Source organism: Streptomyces sp. NPDC051320 (genome assembly GCF_040682175.1).
Classification (GTDB): domain Bacteria; phylum Actinomycetota; class Actinomycetes; order Streptomycetales; family Streptomycetaceae; genus Streptomyces.
Window position 1 is genome coordinate 145,504 of record NZ_JBFBAL010000004.1, and the last position, 16,184, is coordinate 161,687.

A 16,184-nucleotide genomic window follows, 5' to 3' on the forward strand; every position below is an offset into this window, starting at 1 on the left:
AAGGTACGGGGGGAACCCCGGCTCACACGCGGCCGATGACCAGTCGGCTCACTCTCTACTGCGCCGGGCGCTCGAAAAGTGTCACACCTGTCGGCGTCACACCTACCGGTCGGTCTGCCCGTGCCGGCCTTTCGAAGCCCCGGCGCCGTGACCGGTGCTCGGTGAAGCGCTCGGCGGCGCGCTCGCGGACGCGCTCGATGAAGCGCTCGGCGGTGCACTCGCGGACGCGCTCGGTGAAGCGTGCGAGCGGGGGGCGAGGGCGAAGGCCGAGGCGAGCGCGGAGGCGGTCGGGAGCGAAGGCGACGGGGAGGGCGACGCGTCGGGCGCGAAGGACGCATCACCCTGGTCGCCGCCGCTGCCACCCGCGCTGCTGCCGCCCTTCTGGCCGTCGAGCACCCGGGCACAGAACTTCCCGATTTTGGACGCGCCGTGGGCGTGGGTCACCAGCGTCTGCCGGCCGTCGACGTCGACGCGTCCCGCACGGTAGTCGCGGCAGGCGGCCACCAGTCGGAGGGATGCCTTCCCGGTCCCGTGCACGACTCCGCCGGGAGACGTCCCGTCCTGACCGGACGGGGCGGACGACCTTCCCGGTCCGGCGCTGCGGTCCACCGCACCCGGGTCCTGCTGCTGACCATTCTGGCGACCGCCGGGCAGCGGATCGTCGGGCTGCCCCTGGTCGCCCGGCTGTTCGGTGCCGGGGGCCCCGGGGCCGGGGTTCGGTACCGCGCTCGTACCGGCCCCCATGGTCGGCGGGGAGGCCGGCGGGCTCACGGTCGCCGCAGCCGGAACCGATGAGGCCGGCATGGGCTCGTGCGGGCGGAAGGGCGAGGGCAGCATGCCCGCCCCTGCCGCGACGGCCACTCCGCTCAGTGTGCATCCGGCCACCGCGGCTGCGACGCCGAACCACACGGGTCTGCGCCAGCGGCCGCCCGCCGGGGGTGACGGAGCCGACACCGAACCGAGGCGTACCGGGCCGAGGGCGTTCGGTGACGCCGCCCTGGCCTGCCGAAACGCCTCCAACGCGAGCTTCTCGCCCGGGAACTCGCCGTTTTCGGGATGCGTCACGGGCCGGGCCACGCCGTCCAGCGCGGCGTACAGCCGTGCGGCCTGCGCCCGGGCATGATCGTCGACAGCACCGACAGGGCCACCGTCCAGCAGTCGGTCAGCCATGTCCTTGTCGAGCCATTCGCACCGCTCGTCGGCCATCACATGTCCCTCTGCGTCCAGCGATGTGAATGCGTCACACCAACCGCCGTTGTCGCCTCCTCGCGCGCCGCGCGCTGCGGGGGCACGGCATCGAGTCCGTACTGGCCGGCGTCGGGGCCGAGCAGTTCCGCGAGCCGTTTCAGTCCGCGGTGCGCCGCGGTCCGGACCGCGCCGGGACGCTTGCCGAGTGTTTTGGCGGCGGTCTTCGCGTCGAGTCCGACGACCACGCGCAGCACCACCGCTTCTGCCTGGTCCTGCGGAAGCTGGGCGATGAGCCGCATAGTACGGCCGGTGGCCAGGGCTTCCATGGCCTCGTCGGCGGTATCGGACTCGCCCGGCTCCCCGGTGAGTTCCGATTCGTCACCGCCGATCGCCGGACGCCTGCCCCGCATCCGTATGTGATCCAGTGCGCGATTGCGGGCTATCCGCGCCGCCCAGCCACGGAACCGGTCCGCGTCACCGCTGAAGCGCTGAAGGTCTCGGGCTATCTGCAGCCAGGCCTCCGACGCGACGTCTTCGGCGTCCGGCTCTCCGACGAGTGTCCGTACATAGCCCAGCAGCCGCGGGTGCACAGCGCGGTACACAGTCCGGAAGGCATCCTCGCCCCCGTCCTGCGCCGCGAGCACCGCGGCGGTCAGCTCCGCGTCGTCCCCCAGCACTTCCTCAACCTGTCCCGCTGCCCTGCGTCGCCGATTCGCAGTCGGTCACTACTGCCGCGCCAACTGTGTGCAAACCGTCACGCTACGGCCTGAGCCCGCGTACGTCCACGTCTTGTACAACACGCAACAACTTAGGAGGTGTGACAGAAAGCGCATCCCCGGCGCTGTAAGAGATACGGGACCCGTTCCGCGGCTCCCGCGGATGACGACCGGGGCCTCTCCTGTGGGGGGTGGCGGCCCCGGTCGTCGTTCCATCACACCGCTCTGACCAGGCAATACGCGGGTCGCAGGCCTCTGCGTGACCAACGCGTGACCAACGCAGCCAGCGGACATCAGAAGACTGCCGTCTACGCGTCGGCGTCGGGGCACGTGACGACGCTGACGCAGACGTGCTCCGACGGACACAAACGTGCCGTGACCTACCCCACCGCCGGCCGCTTTCCGTTACACCGCTCGGCCCAGGCAATTCGCACGCCGCAGGGCCTCTGCGTGACCAACGCCGCCCAAGCGATCACCCGACCTTTCCCGGACCGGTGCGTGCATAAGGCTGCGGGACGTTTCTGCTGAGCGGTCCGGCGAGAAGCTAGAGCGCTATCCATTCGGTGGCGGTGGTGACTTCTTCGAGGATGTCGGGGAGCGGCTCGGTGCCGAGTCCTGGGCCGGTGGGAACATCGAGGTGTCCGTCGGTGAGGACGAACGGCGGTGTGATGTCCGTGGCGAAGTAGCGGTGGGAGCCGGATGTGTCGCCGGGGAGAGTGAAGCCGGGCAAGGCGGCGAGGGCGACGTTCGCGGCGCGGCCTATGCCGGTCTCCAGCATGCCGCCGCACCAGACGGGAATGCCGTGGGCGCGGGCGAGGTCGTGGATCCTGCGCGCTTCGAGGTAGCCGCCGACCCGGGCCGGCTTGATGTTGATGACGGAGCAGGCTCCGAGGGAGATGGCTGCTGCGGCGTGGGCGGCGGACTCGATGGACTCGTCCAGGCAGATCGGTGTGCTCAGGAGCTTCGCGAGCTGGGCGTGCTGCACCATGTCGTCATTGGCGAGGGGCTGTTCGATCAGAAGGAGACCGAAGGCGTCCAGCTTGGCGAGGTGCTGGGCGTCGACGAGGGTGTACGCGGCGTTGGCGTCGACCTGCAGGAGTAGTTCGTTCGGCAAGCTCGTGAAGTTCAGTGCCGCCAAGGCGAAGAAGGACCTGGATGCCGCGGGCTGGAAGGCCGGTCCGGACGGTGTGCGTGCCAAGGGCGGCAAGAAGCTGGAACTGACCTACCCCACCATCGGTGACAGGTCCACCACCAAGGCCAGCGCCACTGCCCTCGCCCAGATGATGAAGGGCATCGGTGTCAAGCTGGACGTCAGGGCGCACCCCTCCGCCGACTTCAACAAGGTGTTCACCCAGCGCGCCTTCGACATCTTCGGGATGGGCTTCATCTCGAGCGACCCGAACGGCATGCTGTACATCTGCCAGATGTACTGCTCCGACTCCACTCTCAACGTCTCCCGCTCGGTGCCGAAGAGCTTGGACAAGGAGACCAAGGCCGTCACCAACCTGCCGACCTTGGACCAGCAGCTCGACGCCGGAAACAAGGTCGAGCTGAAAGCCATGCAGACCTACGGCGTCATGCCGACCCACAACGGCCCCACCATCTGGGCCGTCAAGAAGGGGCCAACTACGGGGCGGCCCAGTTCTACGGCAACTACGGCGTCATCGGCCCGCCCGAGCTGATCGGCTGGCAGAAGAAGTAAGCCGGCCTGCCGGGGGCTCCGCCGCAGCGGTGATGCGGCGGAGCCCCCGGCCTGTACTACAGCCGTGCGTCGTGTCCGGTGGGGCTGTCGAGTCGCGCCGGATGGTGGCGATGGCCCTCCATCAACGCGTTGATCGCTCTGTGGCTCACCGCTGCCGCCCCGGCAGACCGAGCGTAGAGGTGGGCCGGGTACGGGTAACGGGCGACAGGTTTCCCAGTGCCTTCCCGGCACGGAAAAACCCCTGGCCCGACTCGGAAGAGTCGGGCCAGGAATGGCGGCCCCGGTCGTCATTCCTCGATCCCGGCGAGCAGCCCGCGCCCGGGCAGCCACGCGAACGAGCCGGCTGACGACCGGGGCCGCCTGCTGTCAGCGGTGCTGACGACCCCAGCTCACGGTGTCGACCACGTGCCCGCGCGCATCGCGCAGGGTGGCCCGGTCGCCGGCCTTGGTCCAGACGCTGGAGCGACGGTCCTGGTAGACGTTGCGTGCGTCGTCGCGTCCGAAGCCGGTGTGGACCTTCACCGACTTGTGCGCGCCCAGACGCAGCGCGTGGAACCGGTAGGTGTGGTGCTGAGCGTCACTCAGCGTCCAGTTCTTCAGATTGACCGTCCGATGGGTCTTGTTGGTGACGGAGATCCACTCGGTGCCCAGGTCGGCGCGCTGGCCCCGGTGGTGGGTTTCGAAGTGGACGCCGCTGAGATCGACCGCGGCCCGCTCCTGACGCGGGGCCGGGTGGTGGTGGTCACTGGCCGCCGCCGGGAAGGCCGCGGCAAGCAGGGCCCCCGATGCCAGTACTGCGGCGGCGAGACGGGAACCCGAGGACAGAGAAGGCAAGGACGACATGTGAACCCCCAGATCAGGGCGTGCGCACACCGGTTGGCAGATGCGCATCGTGCGGATGAACATCCGGCTCCGCGCCGGACATCCACACTCTGGACCGGCCCTGACGCTCAGGGCGGAGAAACTTCGCCGTGTTACAGAAAGCGGACAAAACACGCACCGTCAGGTCATCCGGCGCGCGCTCCCCGGCGCGCCGATCACCTCGAGCGCCCACCGTGATTGATCGATCACGGCACGTGATGCACCCTGGTGCGACCAGCTCTGATCGGCTCCGAGGGGATCCTGAGTGAACCGCATCCGCACCGCACTCGCCGCGCTCGGCATCACCGCGGCCACCGCGTTCGCGCCTGCCGCGACCACTGCCGCACCGCGGCATCCGGACCGGACCGCGGTCCCGGCCGCCGCCCGCCACGATCCGTGCTCCGGCGAGTTCCGCGGCGACGCCCGCCTCGGCCCGAAGTGGCTGCCCGCCACGTCGCAGGCGCCGGTGGGGCCGCTGCTGAACGGCTATCACCGGACCGGCAGGCTGTCACCGGGGGCCTTCCTGAAGAAGTACTGGGAGGGGCCCGCGGACTCCGGTGGCTGGAAGTACCCGCCCGACGACGGATTCGCCACGGTCAACGGCCGACTGGACAAGGTGCCCAGGGAGCTCCACACCGGCCGGCGCCTGGACCGCTTCGGCTCCGAGTACGGCTCGTACCTGGCACCCGCCGGTGACGCGTACGCCGCCCGCGCGCTGCCGCCGCAGAGCCTGAACACCCGGGACGTGGCGGTGCCCTGCGACTACAACGTCTACCGGGTCACCAAGCCCTTCCGGGTGTGGCAGGGTTCCATCGCGCCGTGGTTCGAGCAGCCGGGCGGCGGGCAGCAGATCAAGCTCGACGCGATGTTCCTGGACCCGGGTGAGGGTCAGTGGCTGAACGTCCACTGGCTGCTGGAGCACCACTATCTCGGCCGGCTCCTGCCCCCAGCCATCGACTAGGACCGCCCATGGACCGCCAGGAACTGCGCGCCGCGCTGCGCACGGCGGGTGTGCCGGACGGTTACTACCGCATCGAAGGCGTCCACGAACCGGCTCCCACCCCCGTCGACTTCCTGTTTCTCAGGAGGAGTCCCGACGGGGCATGGGAGACCGGTGCCTACGAACGCGGTGCCTGCCAGGTCATCACCCGCCACCCCGGCGAAGAGGCCGCCTGCGCGCAGCTGCTGCGGCTGCTGCTGTGAAGGGCCCATGCGGCGGTCGGGCGTCGCACACGGGAGGCGTCGCCCACGTCTATGCGTCGCCCACGTCGCGGCGGTTCGACAGGGCCGATTCCGCGAGGGGCGAGAGCCCCTCGACGTAGACCAGACCTCCCGGTACGGGCCGGACGACGAGCCAGCCGCGCCTGCCGAGGCTGCGCACCTGGGCGCGTACGTCGTCACCGAGCTCGGCCACCAGCTCGTCCTCCCGGGGCCGGTTGCCGGCCTGCAGGTGCTCACGGATACGCAGCAGAAGGGCCTCGTCCTCCGCGGTGATATTGAAGTCCATCCTTGGACGCTAAGGCGGCCGGGCCGCCGCCGCCTTCCGAATGGCCAGGTGGATCAGCCAAAGGCTGTCCGGTAACCCCTGGTGGATCAGCTCAGCTTTGACGCCAGGGCGCCGAACTGCTGCCAGGTCAGTGCCGGCTTCTCCGGATTCCACAGCTTCTGGGCCATCGCCCGCAGCGGCATCCGGATGCCGGAGGCGATCTGCGCGGGCGTCTGCGCGTCCGCGTGGTCGCACCAGACGGCGAACCGGGCGCCCTGGATGAGATGGGCGTACTTGGCCGGCACCGGCCGGGTGCCGCGCAGCACCCGGGGGGTCCACTGCTCGTAGATGCGGCGGCCCGTCGGGTAGGTGAAGTCGTTCGGCTCGCCGAGCACGTAGTAGAGGTACTCGTCGTTGAGGTTCACCACCCGCCGCCCCGCGCTCAGGTACTCCTCCGGCTGCCGGGCGCTGTACTCCTTGCCCGTCCAGTACTCGACCTCGATGGACGGGTCCGCCTCGACCGCGCCGTCGCGGAAGAACCCGTCGTTCCAGGCTTTGAGCTGCTTGGCGTACGGACGCACCACCGCGGCCCGGTCGTTCAGCCAACCGGTCGCCAGGTCCTGCACCCGGGCGTGGGGCCCGTACGTGTGGTGCGCCTCGTCGGCCAGTCGGGGGTAGGAGGTCTCGGGGTCCTTGACGGTCAGCGCGCGGTACTCGTCGCCGCCGAGGTGCCAGTACGCGGCGGGGCCGCCCCGGGGCGAGAAGAGCCCGGCGTACTCGCGCAGCAGATCGTCCACGATGCGGGCCGCCGCCGGGTTCGACACGTCGACAGCGCCGCGGGTCGCCGCCCCGGAGGCATCCTTCAGCTGGAGATCCGGGTGGGCCTTGATCACCGCGCCCAGATGTCCCGGTGAGTCGATCTCCGGGATCACGGCGATGTGCAGGCTGGTGGCGAGGGCGACGATGCGCCGGACCTCGGCCTTCGTGAGGTGCTGCGCCGATACCACCTCGGGGTGCGAGTCCGAGGCGATGCGGAAGCCCTGGTCGTCGGAGAAGTGCAGACCCAGCTCGTTGAGTTTGAGATCGGCCGCTTCGCGCAACCGGTCTTCGATCCAGCCGGCGGTGAAGGATTTGCGTGCGATGTCGACGTTGAGCCCGCGCTGCGGGCGGTCCGGCCGGTCGTGCACGACGCCCTCGGGCACCCTCCCGTCGGCGCGCACCGACTGTTTCACGGTGCGCGTCCCGTAGAAGACCCCGGCCTCGTCGGGCCCGGTGATGCGGACCCGGTGGTCGCGGGCGGACAGCGTGTACGACTCGGGGACGGCCTTGGCGTCCGGCCGCAGGGCGAGCTCGATGTCACCCGGACGCGGCGTGCGGCCGTACGCGTATCCCAGCTTCAGCTCGTGCGCGAGCATTCGGCCCTCGTCGGCCAGCCCCTTGCTGCCACGGTCCACCAGCACCCGGGAGCCGGGCCCCGGCTGCCAGCCGGGGCCCCGGGCGGGTCCGTGCTCGCGTACCGACGGGATGGTCCGTGGCGCCCCGGACAGCGGATACACCCGCGAGGTGGTGGAGGCCGACGAGGAGGAGCCGGCGGGTCCGGCGCTCGCGGGAGCGCTGCCGCCGGTCGTGTCATCGTCGGGCCAGACCACGGCGGCCAGGACGACGGCCGCGGCGACCAGCACCCCGGTGCCCAGGCCGGCCGATCGATTCAGCTTCCTGATCATTCAGAAACCTCCCATGTGCTGCGAAGGTAGGGCGAAAGGTCGACGCCCTCGTCCATCACACGCCGCGAAACTCTGCCTTCCGAGTGAAAATCGCGCATCCGTCGGACGCGTAACTCTCCGCCTCGATAACCTCGGTACCGATCACGTTGTCGTCGTGTCCGAGGAGTTCACGCTGTCCAGCGAGTCCCCTGCCGGTCCGCCGCTGCGCCCGCCGACACTCCACCACACGATGCGCGGCCCGGCGCGCGCCGCTGTGCCGACCCAACCGCACAGCCTGCCCCAGCGTGGCCCGCAGACCCACAGCTCTCAGCCGCATCCGGCCCAGGCCCGCCCCCGGTCCGGTGGACCGCTGGGACTCGCGGCGTTCAACACCGCGCCGCGTGACATCACCGAGGACGCGCTGTTCGCCTGCTGCGGCAGCCGCCGCTGGGCCGAGCGGGTCGCAGCACACCGTCCCTACCCGGATGTGCTCGCGCTGTTCGCCGCGTCCGACGAGGCGGGTTACGACCTGTCCCCCGCCGAGCTCACGCCGGCGCTGGCCGCGGAGTCCACCTCCGGGCCGGCCCACGAGTTCCACGACGGGCCTCCGGCCGCGTACACCGCCCTGCGTGCCGCGCACGCGGCGTACGAAAGCCGCTTCGGTCACGCTTTCGTGATCTGCCTCGACGACTTCCGTCCCGCCGAGCACCTCGACCAGGTACTCGCCGGGATCCGTACGCGGCTGGCAAACGAGCCGGACGAGGAGCGAGCGGTCGCCGCCGAGGAGCTGCGCCGCCTCGTACGGGGGCGAATCGCCCGCCTTGTCGCGGATGTCGACCATCCGGGTAGCCCGTCCGTGGCTGTTTGATTGCCTGTTTGATCACACCGGAGGACCCCGGGCGAGTGATCCGACAACTCGTCGCTACGATGGCCGGGGCCGGTGGACCGTACCCGGCCGGGCCAGACCGACACAGCACTGCTCTTGCCGAGCAGACGTTGGCGGCATGACCCCCATCCCCGCTCCCGGAGGGTTTTTCCGTGCCGGCTGGAACGCTGTACCGCGGCCGGGAAGGCATGTGGTCCTGGGTGGCTCATCGAGTCACCGGTGTCCTCATTTTCTTCTTCCTGTTCGTACACGTCCTGGACACTGCTCTCGTCCGTGTCTCCCCCGAGGCCTACGACAAGGTCATCGCCACTTACAAGACGCCGATCGTGGGTCTTCTCGAGTACGGCCTTGTCGCAGCGATCCTCTTCCACGCTCTGAACGGTTTGCGCATCATCGCCGTGGACTTCTGGTCCAAGGGCCCGCGCTACCAGAAGCAGATGCTGTGGTCTGTCGTGGGCATCTGGGTCGTGCTGCTGATCGGGGCGATCTACCCCGTGCTCGGGCACGCCGCACGTGAACTGTTCGGGAGCTGAGGACTGAATGTCTACTGAGACCTCCGCCGCCGTCGGCCCCGTCGAGGGCGTTCCGCTCTACGACGCCGACAACCCGGCCCCGCTCATCGAGGCCCCGCGCGCGCGCACCAAGAAGACGCCGAAGACCACTCGCGGCAACTTCGAGATGTACGCGTGGCTCTTCATGCGCCTCTCCGGCATCGTCCTGGTCGTCCTCGTCCTCGGCCACCTGCTCATCCAGCTGGTGCTCGACGGCGGCGTGACCAAGATCGGCTTCGCTTTCGTGGCAGGCCGCTGGGCCTCGCCCTTCTGGCAGGTCTGGGATCTGCTGATGCTGTGGCTGGCGATGCTGCACGGCGCCAACGGCCTGCGTACCGTCATCAACGACTACGCGGAGCGCGTCAACACGCGCCTGTGGCTCAAGGGCCTGCTGTACACCGCCACGGTGTTCACCATCCTGCTGGGCACGCTGGTGATCTTCACCTTCGACCCGAACATCCGATAGAAGCCCGGGACCGAGGCGCTTTCACATGAAGATCCACAAGTACGACACCGTCATCGTCGGCGCCGGCGGCGCCGGCATGCGCGCGGCCATCGAGTCGACGAAGCGCAGCCGCACCGCCGTGCTGACGAAGCTGTACCCGACCCGCTCCCACACCGGCGCCGCGCAGGGCGGCATGGCCGCCGCCCTCGCCAACGTCGAGGAGGACAACTGGGAGTGGCACACCTTCGACACGATCAAGGGCGGCGACTACCTGGTCGACCAGGACGCCGCCGAGATCCTCGCGAAGGAGGCCATCGACGCGGTCCTCGACCTGGAGAAGATGGGCCTGCCGTTCAACCGGACGCCCGCCGGCGAGATCGACCAGCGCCGTTTCGGCGGTCACTCCCGCAACCACGGTGAGGCCCCGGTCCGCCGCGCGTGCTACGCCGCCGACCGCACCGGCCACATGATCCTCCAGACGCTGTACCAGAACTGCGTCAAGGAGGGTGTGGAGTTCTTCAACGAGTTCTACGTCCTCGACCAGCTCCTCGTCGAGGTCGACGGCGTGAAGACCTCCGCCGGCGTCGTCGCCTACGAGCTGGCGACCGGCGAGATCCACGTCTTCCAGTCGAAGTCGGTGATCTACGCCTCCGGCGGCACCGGCAAGTTCTTCAAGGTCACCTCGAACGCGCACACCCTGACCGGTGACGGCCAGGCCGCCTGCTACCGCCGCGGCCTGCCCCTGGAGGACATGGAGTTCTTCCAGTTCCACCCGACGGGCATCTGGCGTATGGGCATCCTGCTGACGGAGGGCGCCCGCGGTGAGGGCGGCATCCTCCGCAACAAGGACGGCGAGCGCTTCATGGAGAAGTACGCGCCGGTGATGAAGGACCTCGCGTCCCGCGACGTCGTCTCGCGCTCCATCTACACGGAGATCCGCGAGGGGCGTGGCTGCGGCCCCGCAGGCGACCACGTCTACCTCGACCTCACGCACCTCCCGCCGGAGCAGCTGGACGCCAAGCTCCCGGACATCACGGAGTTCGCGCGCACCTACCTGGGCATCGAGCCGTACACCGACCCGATCCCGATCCAGCCCACCGCGCACTACGCCATGGGCGGCATCCCGACGAACGTCCAGGGTGAGGTCCTCGCGGACAACACCACGATCGTTCCCGGTCTGTACGCCGCCGGTGAGGTCGCCTGCGTGTCGGTGCACGGCGCCAACCGCCTGGGCACCAACTCGCTGCTGGACATCAACGTCTTCGGGCGCAGGTCGGGCATCGCGGCCGCCGAGTACTCCGCGAAGAACGACTTCGTCGCGCTTCCCGATGACCCGGCGTCGCTGGTCGAGGCCAAGGTCGAGCGGCTGCGGAACTCCACCGGCACCGAGCGGGTCTCGGTGCTGCGTACGGAGCTCCAGGAGTGCATGGACGCCAATGTGATGGTGTTCCGCACCGAGCAGACGATCAAGACCGCGGTCGAGAAGATCGCCGAGCTGCGCGAGCGCTACCTGAACGTGTCCGTCCAGGACAAGGGCAAGCGGTTCAACACCGACCTCCTCGAGGCGATCGAGCTGGGCAACCTGCTCGACCTCGCCGAGGTCATGGCGACCTCCGCCCTGGCGCGCAAGGAGTCCCGCGGCGGTCACTACCGCGAGGACTTCCCGAACCGCGACGACGTCAACTTCATGCGCCACACCATGGCGTACCGCGAGGTGGGCGACGACGGCTCCGAGTCGATCCGGCTCGACTACAAGCCGGTCGTCCAGACCCGCTACCAGCCGATGGAGCGTAAGTACTGATGGCTACCCCGACCATGGACAAGGCCACCCCGGCGGGCAAGCCGGAGGCGGGCTTCGCCGACGCCCCGTTCATCACGGCCGTCTTCCGGATCCGCCGCTTCAACCCGGAGATCTCCGCCGAGGCGCACTGGCAGGACTTCGAGGTCCTCATCGACCCGAAGGAGCGGGTGCTCGACGCCCTCCACAAGATCAAGTGGGAGCTCGACGGCACGCTGACCTTCCGCCGCTCGTGCGCACACGGGGTCTGCGGCTCCGACGCGATGCGGATCAACGGCAAGAACCGGCTCGCCTGCAAGACGCTGATCAAGGACATCACGGCGCCGGACAAGAACGGCGTGTCGAAGCCGATCACCATCGAGGCCATAAAGGGCCTCACGGTCCTCAAGGACCTGGTGGTCGACATGGACCCGTTCTTCCAGGCGTACCGCGACGTGATGCCCTTCCTGATCACCAAGGGCAACGAGCCGACGCGGGAGCGTCTGCAGTCCGCCGAGGATCGGGAGCGTTTCGACGACACCACGAAGTGCATCCTCTGCGCGGCCTGCACCTCTTCCTGCCCGGTGTTCTGGAACGACGGCCAGTACTTCGGTCCGGCCGCGATCGTGAACGCGCACCGTTTCATCTTCGACTCGCGTGACGAGGGCGGCGAGCAGCGTCTCGAGATCCTCAACGACAAGGACGGCGTGTGGCGTTGCCGCACCACGTTCAACTGCACGGACGCCTGCCCTCGCGGTATCGAGGTCACGAAGGCGATCCAGGAAGTGAAGCGGGCCCTCATCACCCGCCGCTTCTGACGTCTCCGCAGTCCCCTCAGGGCCCCGCACTCCCGGCTACCGGGAGTGCGGGGCCCTGGTGCGTCGTCCTGTGCCAGGATCTTGCCTGTAGTCGTGCGCAAGGGAACGTCGTACGCGGGTGAACGTCGTACGCAGGAGAACGGGGGAGCGGAATGAGCGAGCAGCATCCATACGCGTCGGGGGACTACCAGTGGGGCCCGCAGCAGCAGCCCGGTGCGCCCGGCTACGGTTACCCCAACGAGGCTGCGTCCTACGGCTACCCGCACCCGGGTCCCGGGTACGTCCCGCCGCTCCCGGCCGGCCTCCCCGTCCCCGCCGGGGGCGGCGCGCCGCTGGTGTCCATCGGCGACATCACCGTCGTCCAGGACGGCGTCATCACGCCGGCCGGCACCCTGCCGCTGCGCGGTTCGGTCTGGAACGCGACGGACATGTCCCGCACGGAGGAACGCATCCCGCCGGTCGCCATCGTGCTGGCGATCGTCTTCGCCCTGTTCTGTCTGCTGGGCCTGTTCTTCCTCCTCATGAAGGAGAAGAAGACGGTGGGCTTCATCCAGGTGACGGTGACCAGCGGTGGCCGCCACCACGCGACCATGGTCCCGGCCACCGGCCCGGACACCTTCCACCTGGTCATGGGGCAGCTGAATTACGCGCGTTCGCTGAGCGCCATGTGACCTCGCCCCGCACTTGAACATGTTCAAAAGTAGGTCTACAGTCCATGACATCAGCTTTTGAACGCGTTCAAGGGAGGGTGGGGCATGGACCTCACAGTGGTCGCGTACATCGTCTATCTCGTCCTGAGCATTTCGCTGACCGTCTGGGTCGCCCGGACGCTCAGCAAGAACGGGCGGGTGTTCCTGGCGGACGTGCTGCACGGGAACGAGAGGCTCGCAGACGCCGTCAACCACCTGCTGGTGGTGGGTTTCTACCTGGTCAATCTGGGATTCGTGGCGCTGTACCTCCAGGACGACACCACCCTCACCGACGCCCGGGGGGTCTTCGAGGCGCTGTCGAGGAAGCTGGGCGTGGTGCTGCTCGTCCTCGGCGTGATGCACCTCGGCAACGTCTACGCGCTGAACAAGTTCCGCCGGCGCGGGATCATGGACCGCGAGCAGACCCCGCCGGTGGCCCCGCAGGGCTGGGTCGCTCCGACCCCCGGGATCTGAGCGGCGATGGGCGGGATCCCGGTCACCGGACTGACCGTGCTTTACGACGCGCGGTGTCCGCTCTGTGTCCACCTGCGGCACTGGCTGTCACGGCAACCGCAGCTCGTGCCCCTGCAACTGGTCCCGGCGGCCTCCGCCGAGGCCATGGCACGCTTCCCGGGGATCGACCACCGGGCCACGCTGGAGGAGATCACCGTGATCGGTGACCGGGGCCAGATCTACCGGGGCCCCGCCGCCTGGATCGTGTGCCTCTGGGCGCTGGCCGGCCACCGGGCCAAGGCCAACTGGCTCGCCACCCCGGCCGGCGCACCGTTCATCCGGGTCGCCATGCTGTCCGCGGCGAAGTACCGGGACGTCACCGCACCGCCCTGCGGTGAACGGTGCGAGGTCCCCGGCTAGGCTCGGTCACCGTGACAGCAGCGAAGGCCCCCAAGAGCGAGCAGACCCGCACGCTCATCCTCGAAACCGCGCTCCGGCTCTTCCAGGAGCGCGGTTACGACAAGACGACCATGCGGGCCATCGCCCAGGAGGCCGGAGTCTCCGTCGGGAACGCGTACTACTACTTCTCCAGCAAGGAGCACCTGGTCCAGGGCTTCTACGACCGGATCGGCGCCGAGCACCGAGCCGCGGTACGCAAGGTGCTGGACCACGAGACGGATCTGGAGACGCGGCTCGCCGGGGTGCTGACCGCGTGGGTGGAAGTCGCCGCGCCGTACCACGAGTTCGCCGCGCAGTTCTTCAAGAACGCCGCCGATCCGGAGAGCCCGCTCAGCCCCTTCTCCTCCCAGTCGGAGCCCGCCCGGGAGGCGGCCATCTCCATCCACCGGGAAGTCCTCGCAGGCGCCAGGGCGAAGGTACCCGCGGATCTGGTCGATGTGCTCCCCGAGCTGATGTGGCTGTCCCAGATGGGCCTGGTCCTCTACTGGGTCTTCGACCGCTCCCCCGACCGTGAACGGACCCGCCGGCTCGCCGGCCGGGGGGCGCGGCTCACCACACGGGGCATCGCGCTCGCACGGTTCCGGGTGCTGCGGCCGTTGGTGCACGAGGTGCACGAACTGTTCACCGACTTCCTGCCCGGCATGGCGGAAACCGCCGCCGCCCGTAAGCGCTCCTGAGGCGCGTGGGCGGGCGCCCCGGACTCTCCACTCCCCCGGGCCCCGCCCGTGCGCAGCGCGCCACGGCCGGCCCTACAGCCAGCCCAGTTCCCAGATACGCCAGACCCCGGTCCCGTCCGAGAGGTACTGCGCCCCCGAAACGTCGTTGTTGGACAGCACATAATCCTTGCGCTGCCACAGCGGGATCAGCGGCACGTCGTCGGCCACCACGTCCTGCATCGACTTGAAGTCCTCGGCGGTACGGCCGCGGTCCGTGTACTGCTGGGTCTGGCTGATCAGCTTGTCGACCTGCTTGCTGCTGTAGCCGTTGTAGAGGCTGTTGCCGGTGCCGATGAGCGGCTGGGAGTAGTTGTCGGCGTCCGGGTAGTCCGCGATCCAGCCGACGGTGTACGCGTCGAACTTGCCGGCCTTGTAGCCGTCCTGGAACTTCGTCCAGTCGGTCATGCCGACCAGCTTGACCTTGAAGAGGCCCCCGGCGTCCAGCTGCTTCTTCAGCAGCGCGGCCTCGGCGTCGGTGACGCTGGTCCGTGAGTACGCCATGCTGAACTTCACCGGGGCCTGCACCCCGGCGTCCTGCAGCAGCTGCCTGGCCTTCGTGACGTCGACCTTCGGGTACGCGTCGAAGAAGGCGGTGCTGTGGCCGGTGAAGCCCTGCGGGATCAGCGAGTAGAGCGGCTCCACCGTGCCGCTGTACACCTGCTCGGCGATCTGCGCCCGGTCGACCAGCAGGGCCGCGGCCCTGCGCACCCGGGTGTCGGCCATCGCCGCACTCCTGCGCACATTGAAGACCAGGTTCCGGATCTCGCTGCCGGTGGCCTCGGTGACGTGGGCGTTCGGGTCCCCCGGAGAGAGCTGCGCCAGCATCGCGGGCGGCAGGTCCCGGTGGGCCACGTCGACTTGCTTGTTCTTCCAGGCGGCGTCGAGCTGGTCCGGCTGCTTGAAGTAGTGGATCTCGATCGGCACGCCGGTCTTCTTGACGGCGCCCTGGTACTTCGGGTTCGGCTCCAGCAGCGCGCTCACCCCGTCCTTGTAGGACTTGAGCACGTACGGCCCGGAACCGACCACCGTGTCGCCGGAGCGTTCCCTGGTGCGGGGGTATTCGGTGTGGTCCACGATCGCGCCACCACCGGTGGCGATCTTCGAAGCGAAGGTCGCGTCCCGGGACTTGAGGTGGAAGGTGACCTTGTCGCCCGCCGCTTCGACGTTCTTGAGGGTGGCGAACAGCGGCGCGGGCCCGTTCCCGTCCTTCATCTTCAGCACCCGGTCGAACGAGAACGCCGCGTCCTGCGCGGTCACTTTGTGACCGTTGGAGAATGTCAGATCGTCACGCATGGTGCAGGTGAATGTACGGAGCGCGCTATCAGTGAATTCACAGCTTTGCGCAGCGTCCGGAACCGGCTGGGCCGACCCGATGTCAAAAGTCATCAATGACTGGTAAAGGCTGCTGTACAAAGCCCATGAACCGGCGTCGTAAGCCTCGGCCGGATCCAGCGACGAGACGACGTCAGTGGTCCCGATGGTGATCGGGTCCTTCTTCCCACCGTCGTCGGGCAACAACTGCCAAGCGCCGATACCGACACACGCCAGAACGACGCAAATTGCCAGAATCCGCATTCGGATCGAACGCATGGTGCTGTACCCCTCAACCCACCCTGTGGACGCACGGATCGTCGCGCGTCAAACCAAAGTCGGCGCCAACCCAACCACACGAAATTCACAAGTGGAAGAGAAAATCTCCACGAGACGCCAACTCGTTAGACGCATCCCGGGTGG

At 68.7% G+C, this 16,184-nt stretch carries 17 protein-coding genes and 2 pseudogenes; 12 read left to right on the plus strand and 7 right to left on the minus strand.

From position 1 onward, the window contains the following. Positions 1-102: 102 nt before the first annotated feature. From AB0M87_RS10925 to AB0M87_RS10935, 3 genes and pseudogenes are all read right to left on the minus strand, one after another. Positions 103-1,206: a hypothetical protein gene (locus AB0M87_RS10925; protein ID WP_365851630.1), complete on the minus strand. Its 1,104-nt coding sequence runs from the start codon at positions 1,204-1,206 to the stop codon at positions 103-105. Next, positions 1,206-1,865: an RNA polymerase sigma factor gene (locus AB0M87_RS10930; protein WP_365851632.1), complete on the minus strand. Its 660-nt coding sequence runs from the start codon at positions 1,863-1,865 to the stop codon at positions 1,206-1,208. Before AB0M87_RS10930 ends, AB0M87_RS10925 begins: the two co-directional genes overlap by 1 nt. A 583-nt stretch (positions 1,866-2,448) precedes the next feature. Further along, positions 2,449-3,012, minus strand: a pseudogene (locus AB0M87_RS10935) (enolase C-terminal domain-like protein); the annotation flags it as partial. Between AB0M87_RS10935 and AB0M87_RS10940 the strand changes: the two are divergent. Beyond that, a pseudogene (locus AB0M87_RS10940) lies at positions 3,008-3,606 on the plus strand (ABC transporter substrate-binding protein); the annotation flags it as partial. The pseudogenes AB0M87_RS10935 and AB0M87_RS10940 sit on opposite strands and share 5 nt — an antisense overlap. A 366-nt stretch (positions 3,607-3,972) precedes the next feature. Here the strand turns inward: AB0M87_RS10940 and AB0M87_RS10945 are convergent. Then, the gene (locus AB0M87_RS10945) at positions 3,973-4,449 is read right to left on the minus strand and encodes a lamin tail domain-containing protein (protein ID WP_365851633.1); all 477 of its coding nucleotides are present in this window, start codon (positions 4,447-4,449) and stop codon (positions 3,973-3,975) included. 283 nt (positions 4,450-4,732) lie between these two features. Between AB0M87_RS10945 and AB0M87_RS10950 the strand changes: the two genes are divergently transcribed. Together AB0M87_RS10950 and AB0M87_RS10955 are read left to right on the plus strand one after the other, a co-directional pair. Further along, complete coding sequence (locus tag AB0M87_RS10950) at positions 4,733-5,428, plus strand: TNT domain-containing protein (RefSeq protein ID WP_365851634.1); 696 nt, start codon at positions 4,733-4,735, stop codon at positions 5,426-5,428. Between the two features lie 8 nt (positions 5,429-5,436). After that, complete coding sequence (locus AB0M87_RS10955) at positions 5,437-5,670, plus strand: hypothetical protein (RefSeq protein WP_365851635.1); 234 nt, start codon at positions 5,437-5,439, stop codon at positions 5,668-5,670. A gap of 49 nt (positions 5,671-5,719) precedes the next feature. On the opposite strand, the gene AB0M87_RS10960 is transcribed toward AB0M87_RS10955, so the two are convergent. After that, positions 5,720-5,974 carry a hypothetical protein gene (locus AB0M87_RS10960; RefSeq protein ID WP_365851636.1) on the minus strand — a complete coding sequence of 85 codons (255 nt, stop codon included), beginning with the start codon at positions 5,972-5,974 and terminating at the stop codon, positions 5,720-5,722. An 86-nt stretch (positions 5,975-6,060) separates the two neighbouring features. After that, positions 6,061-7,677, minus strand: coding sequence for a glycoside hydrolase family 20 protein (locus AB0M87_RS10965; protein ID WP_365851637.1), 1,617 nt, complete (start codon positions 7,675-7,677; stop codon positions 6,061-6,063). A 154-nt stretch (positions 7,678-7,831) separates the two neighbouring features. On the opposite strand from AB0M87_RS10965, the gene AB0M87_RS10970 reads away from it, so the two are divergent. The 9 genes from AB0M87_RS10970 (at position 7,832) to AB0M87_RS11010 (ending at position 14,411) form a co-directional block, all read left to right on the plus strand. Then, positions 7,832-8,524: a 2-oxo-4-hydroxy-4-carboxy-5-ureidoimidazoline decarboxylase gene (locus AB0M87_RS10970; protein WP_365851638.1), complete on the plus strand. Its 693-nt coding sequence runs from the start codon at positions 7,832-7,834 to the stop codon at positions 8,522-8,524. A 170-nt stretch (positions 8,525-8,694) separates the two neighbouring features. Continuing rightward, a complete protein-coding gene (sdhC, locus tag AB0M87_RS10975; RefSeq protein WP_365851639.1) occupies positions 8,695-9,075 on the plus strand; it encodes a succinate dehydrogenase, cytochrome b556 subunit in 381 nt (126 codons plus the stop codon). Positions 9,076-9,082: 7 nt separating this feature from the next. Continuing rightward, positions 9,083-9,559 carry a succinate dehydrogenase hydrophobic membrane anchor subunit gene (locus AB0M87_RS10980; RefSeq protein WP_365851640.1) on the plus strand — a complete coding sequence of 159 codons (477 nt, stop codon included), beginning with the start codon at positions 9,083-9,085 and terminating at the stop codon, positions 9,557-9,559. Positions 9,560-9,584: 25 nt separating this feature from the next. Continuing rightward, entirely contained in the window at positions 9,585-11,339 is a 1,755-nt protein-coding gene (gene sdhA, locus AB0M87_RS10985) for a succinate dehydrogenase flavoprotein subunit (RefSeq protein WP_365851641.1), read from the plus strand. After that, complete coding sequence (locus AB0M87_RS10990) at positions 11,339-12,133, plus strand: succinate dehydrogenase iron-sulfur subunit (protein WP_365851642.1); 795 nt, start codon at positions 11,339-11,341, stop codon at positions 12,131-12,133. Before sdhA ends, AB0M87_RS10990 begins: the two co-directional genes overlap by 1 nt. Positions 12,134-12,285: 152 nt before the next feature. After that, positions 12,286-12,804, plus strand: coding sequence for a hypothetical protein (locus AB0M87_RS10995; RefSeq protein WP_365851643.1), 519 nt, complete (start codon positions 12,286-12,288; stop codon positions 12,802-12,804). An 84-nt stretch (positions 12,805-12,888) separates the two neighbouring features. Beyond that, positions 12,889-13,296: a hypothetical protein gene (locus AB0M87_RS11000; RefSeq protein ID WP_365851644.1), complete on the plus strand. Its 408-nt coding sequence runs from the start codon at positions 12,889-12,891 to the stop codon at positions 13,294-13,296. Between the two features lie 6 nt (positions 13,297-13,302). Further along, positions 13,303-13,695 (plus strand): DCC1-like thiol-disulfide oxidoreductase family protein, encoded by a 393-nt coding sequence (locus AB0M87_RS11005; RefSeq protein ID WP_365851645.1) that lies wholly within the window; start codon positions 13,303-13,305, stop codon positions 13,693-13,695. Positions 13,696-13,706: 11 nt separating this feature from the next. Next, on the plus strand, positions 13,707-14,411 hold the full coding sequence (locus AB0M87_RS11010; RefSeq protein WP_365851646.1) for a TetR family transcriptional regulator: 705 nt from the start codon (positions 13,707-13,709) through the stop codon (positions 14,409-14,411). Positions 14,412-14,483: 72 nt separating this feature from the next. Here AB0M87_RS11010 and AB0M87_RS11015 read toward each other — a convergent pair whose 3' ends face one another. Next, positions 14,484-16,040, minus strand: a complete 1,557-nt coding sequence (locus tag AB0M87_RS11015) for an ABC transporter substrate-binding protein (RefSeq protein WP_365851647.1) — start codon at positions 16,038-16,040, stop codon at positions 14,484-14,486. Positions 16,041-16,184: the final 144 nt, after the last annotated feature.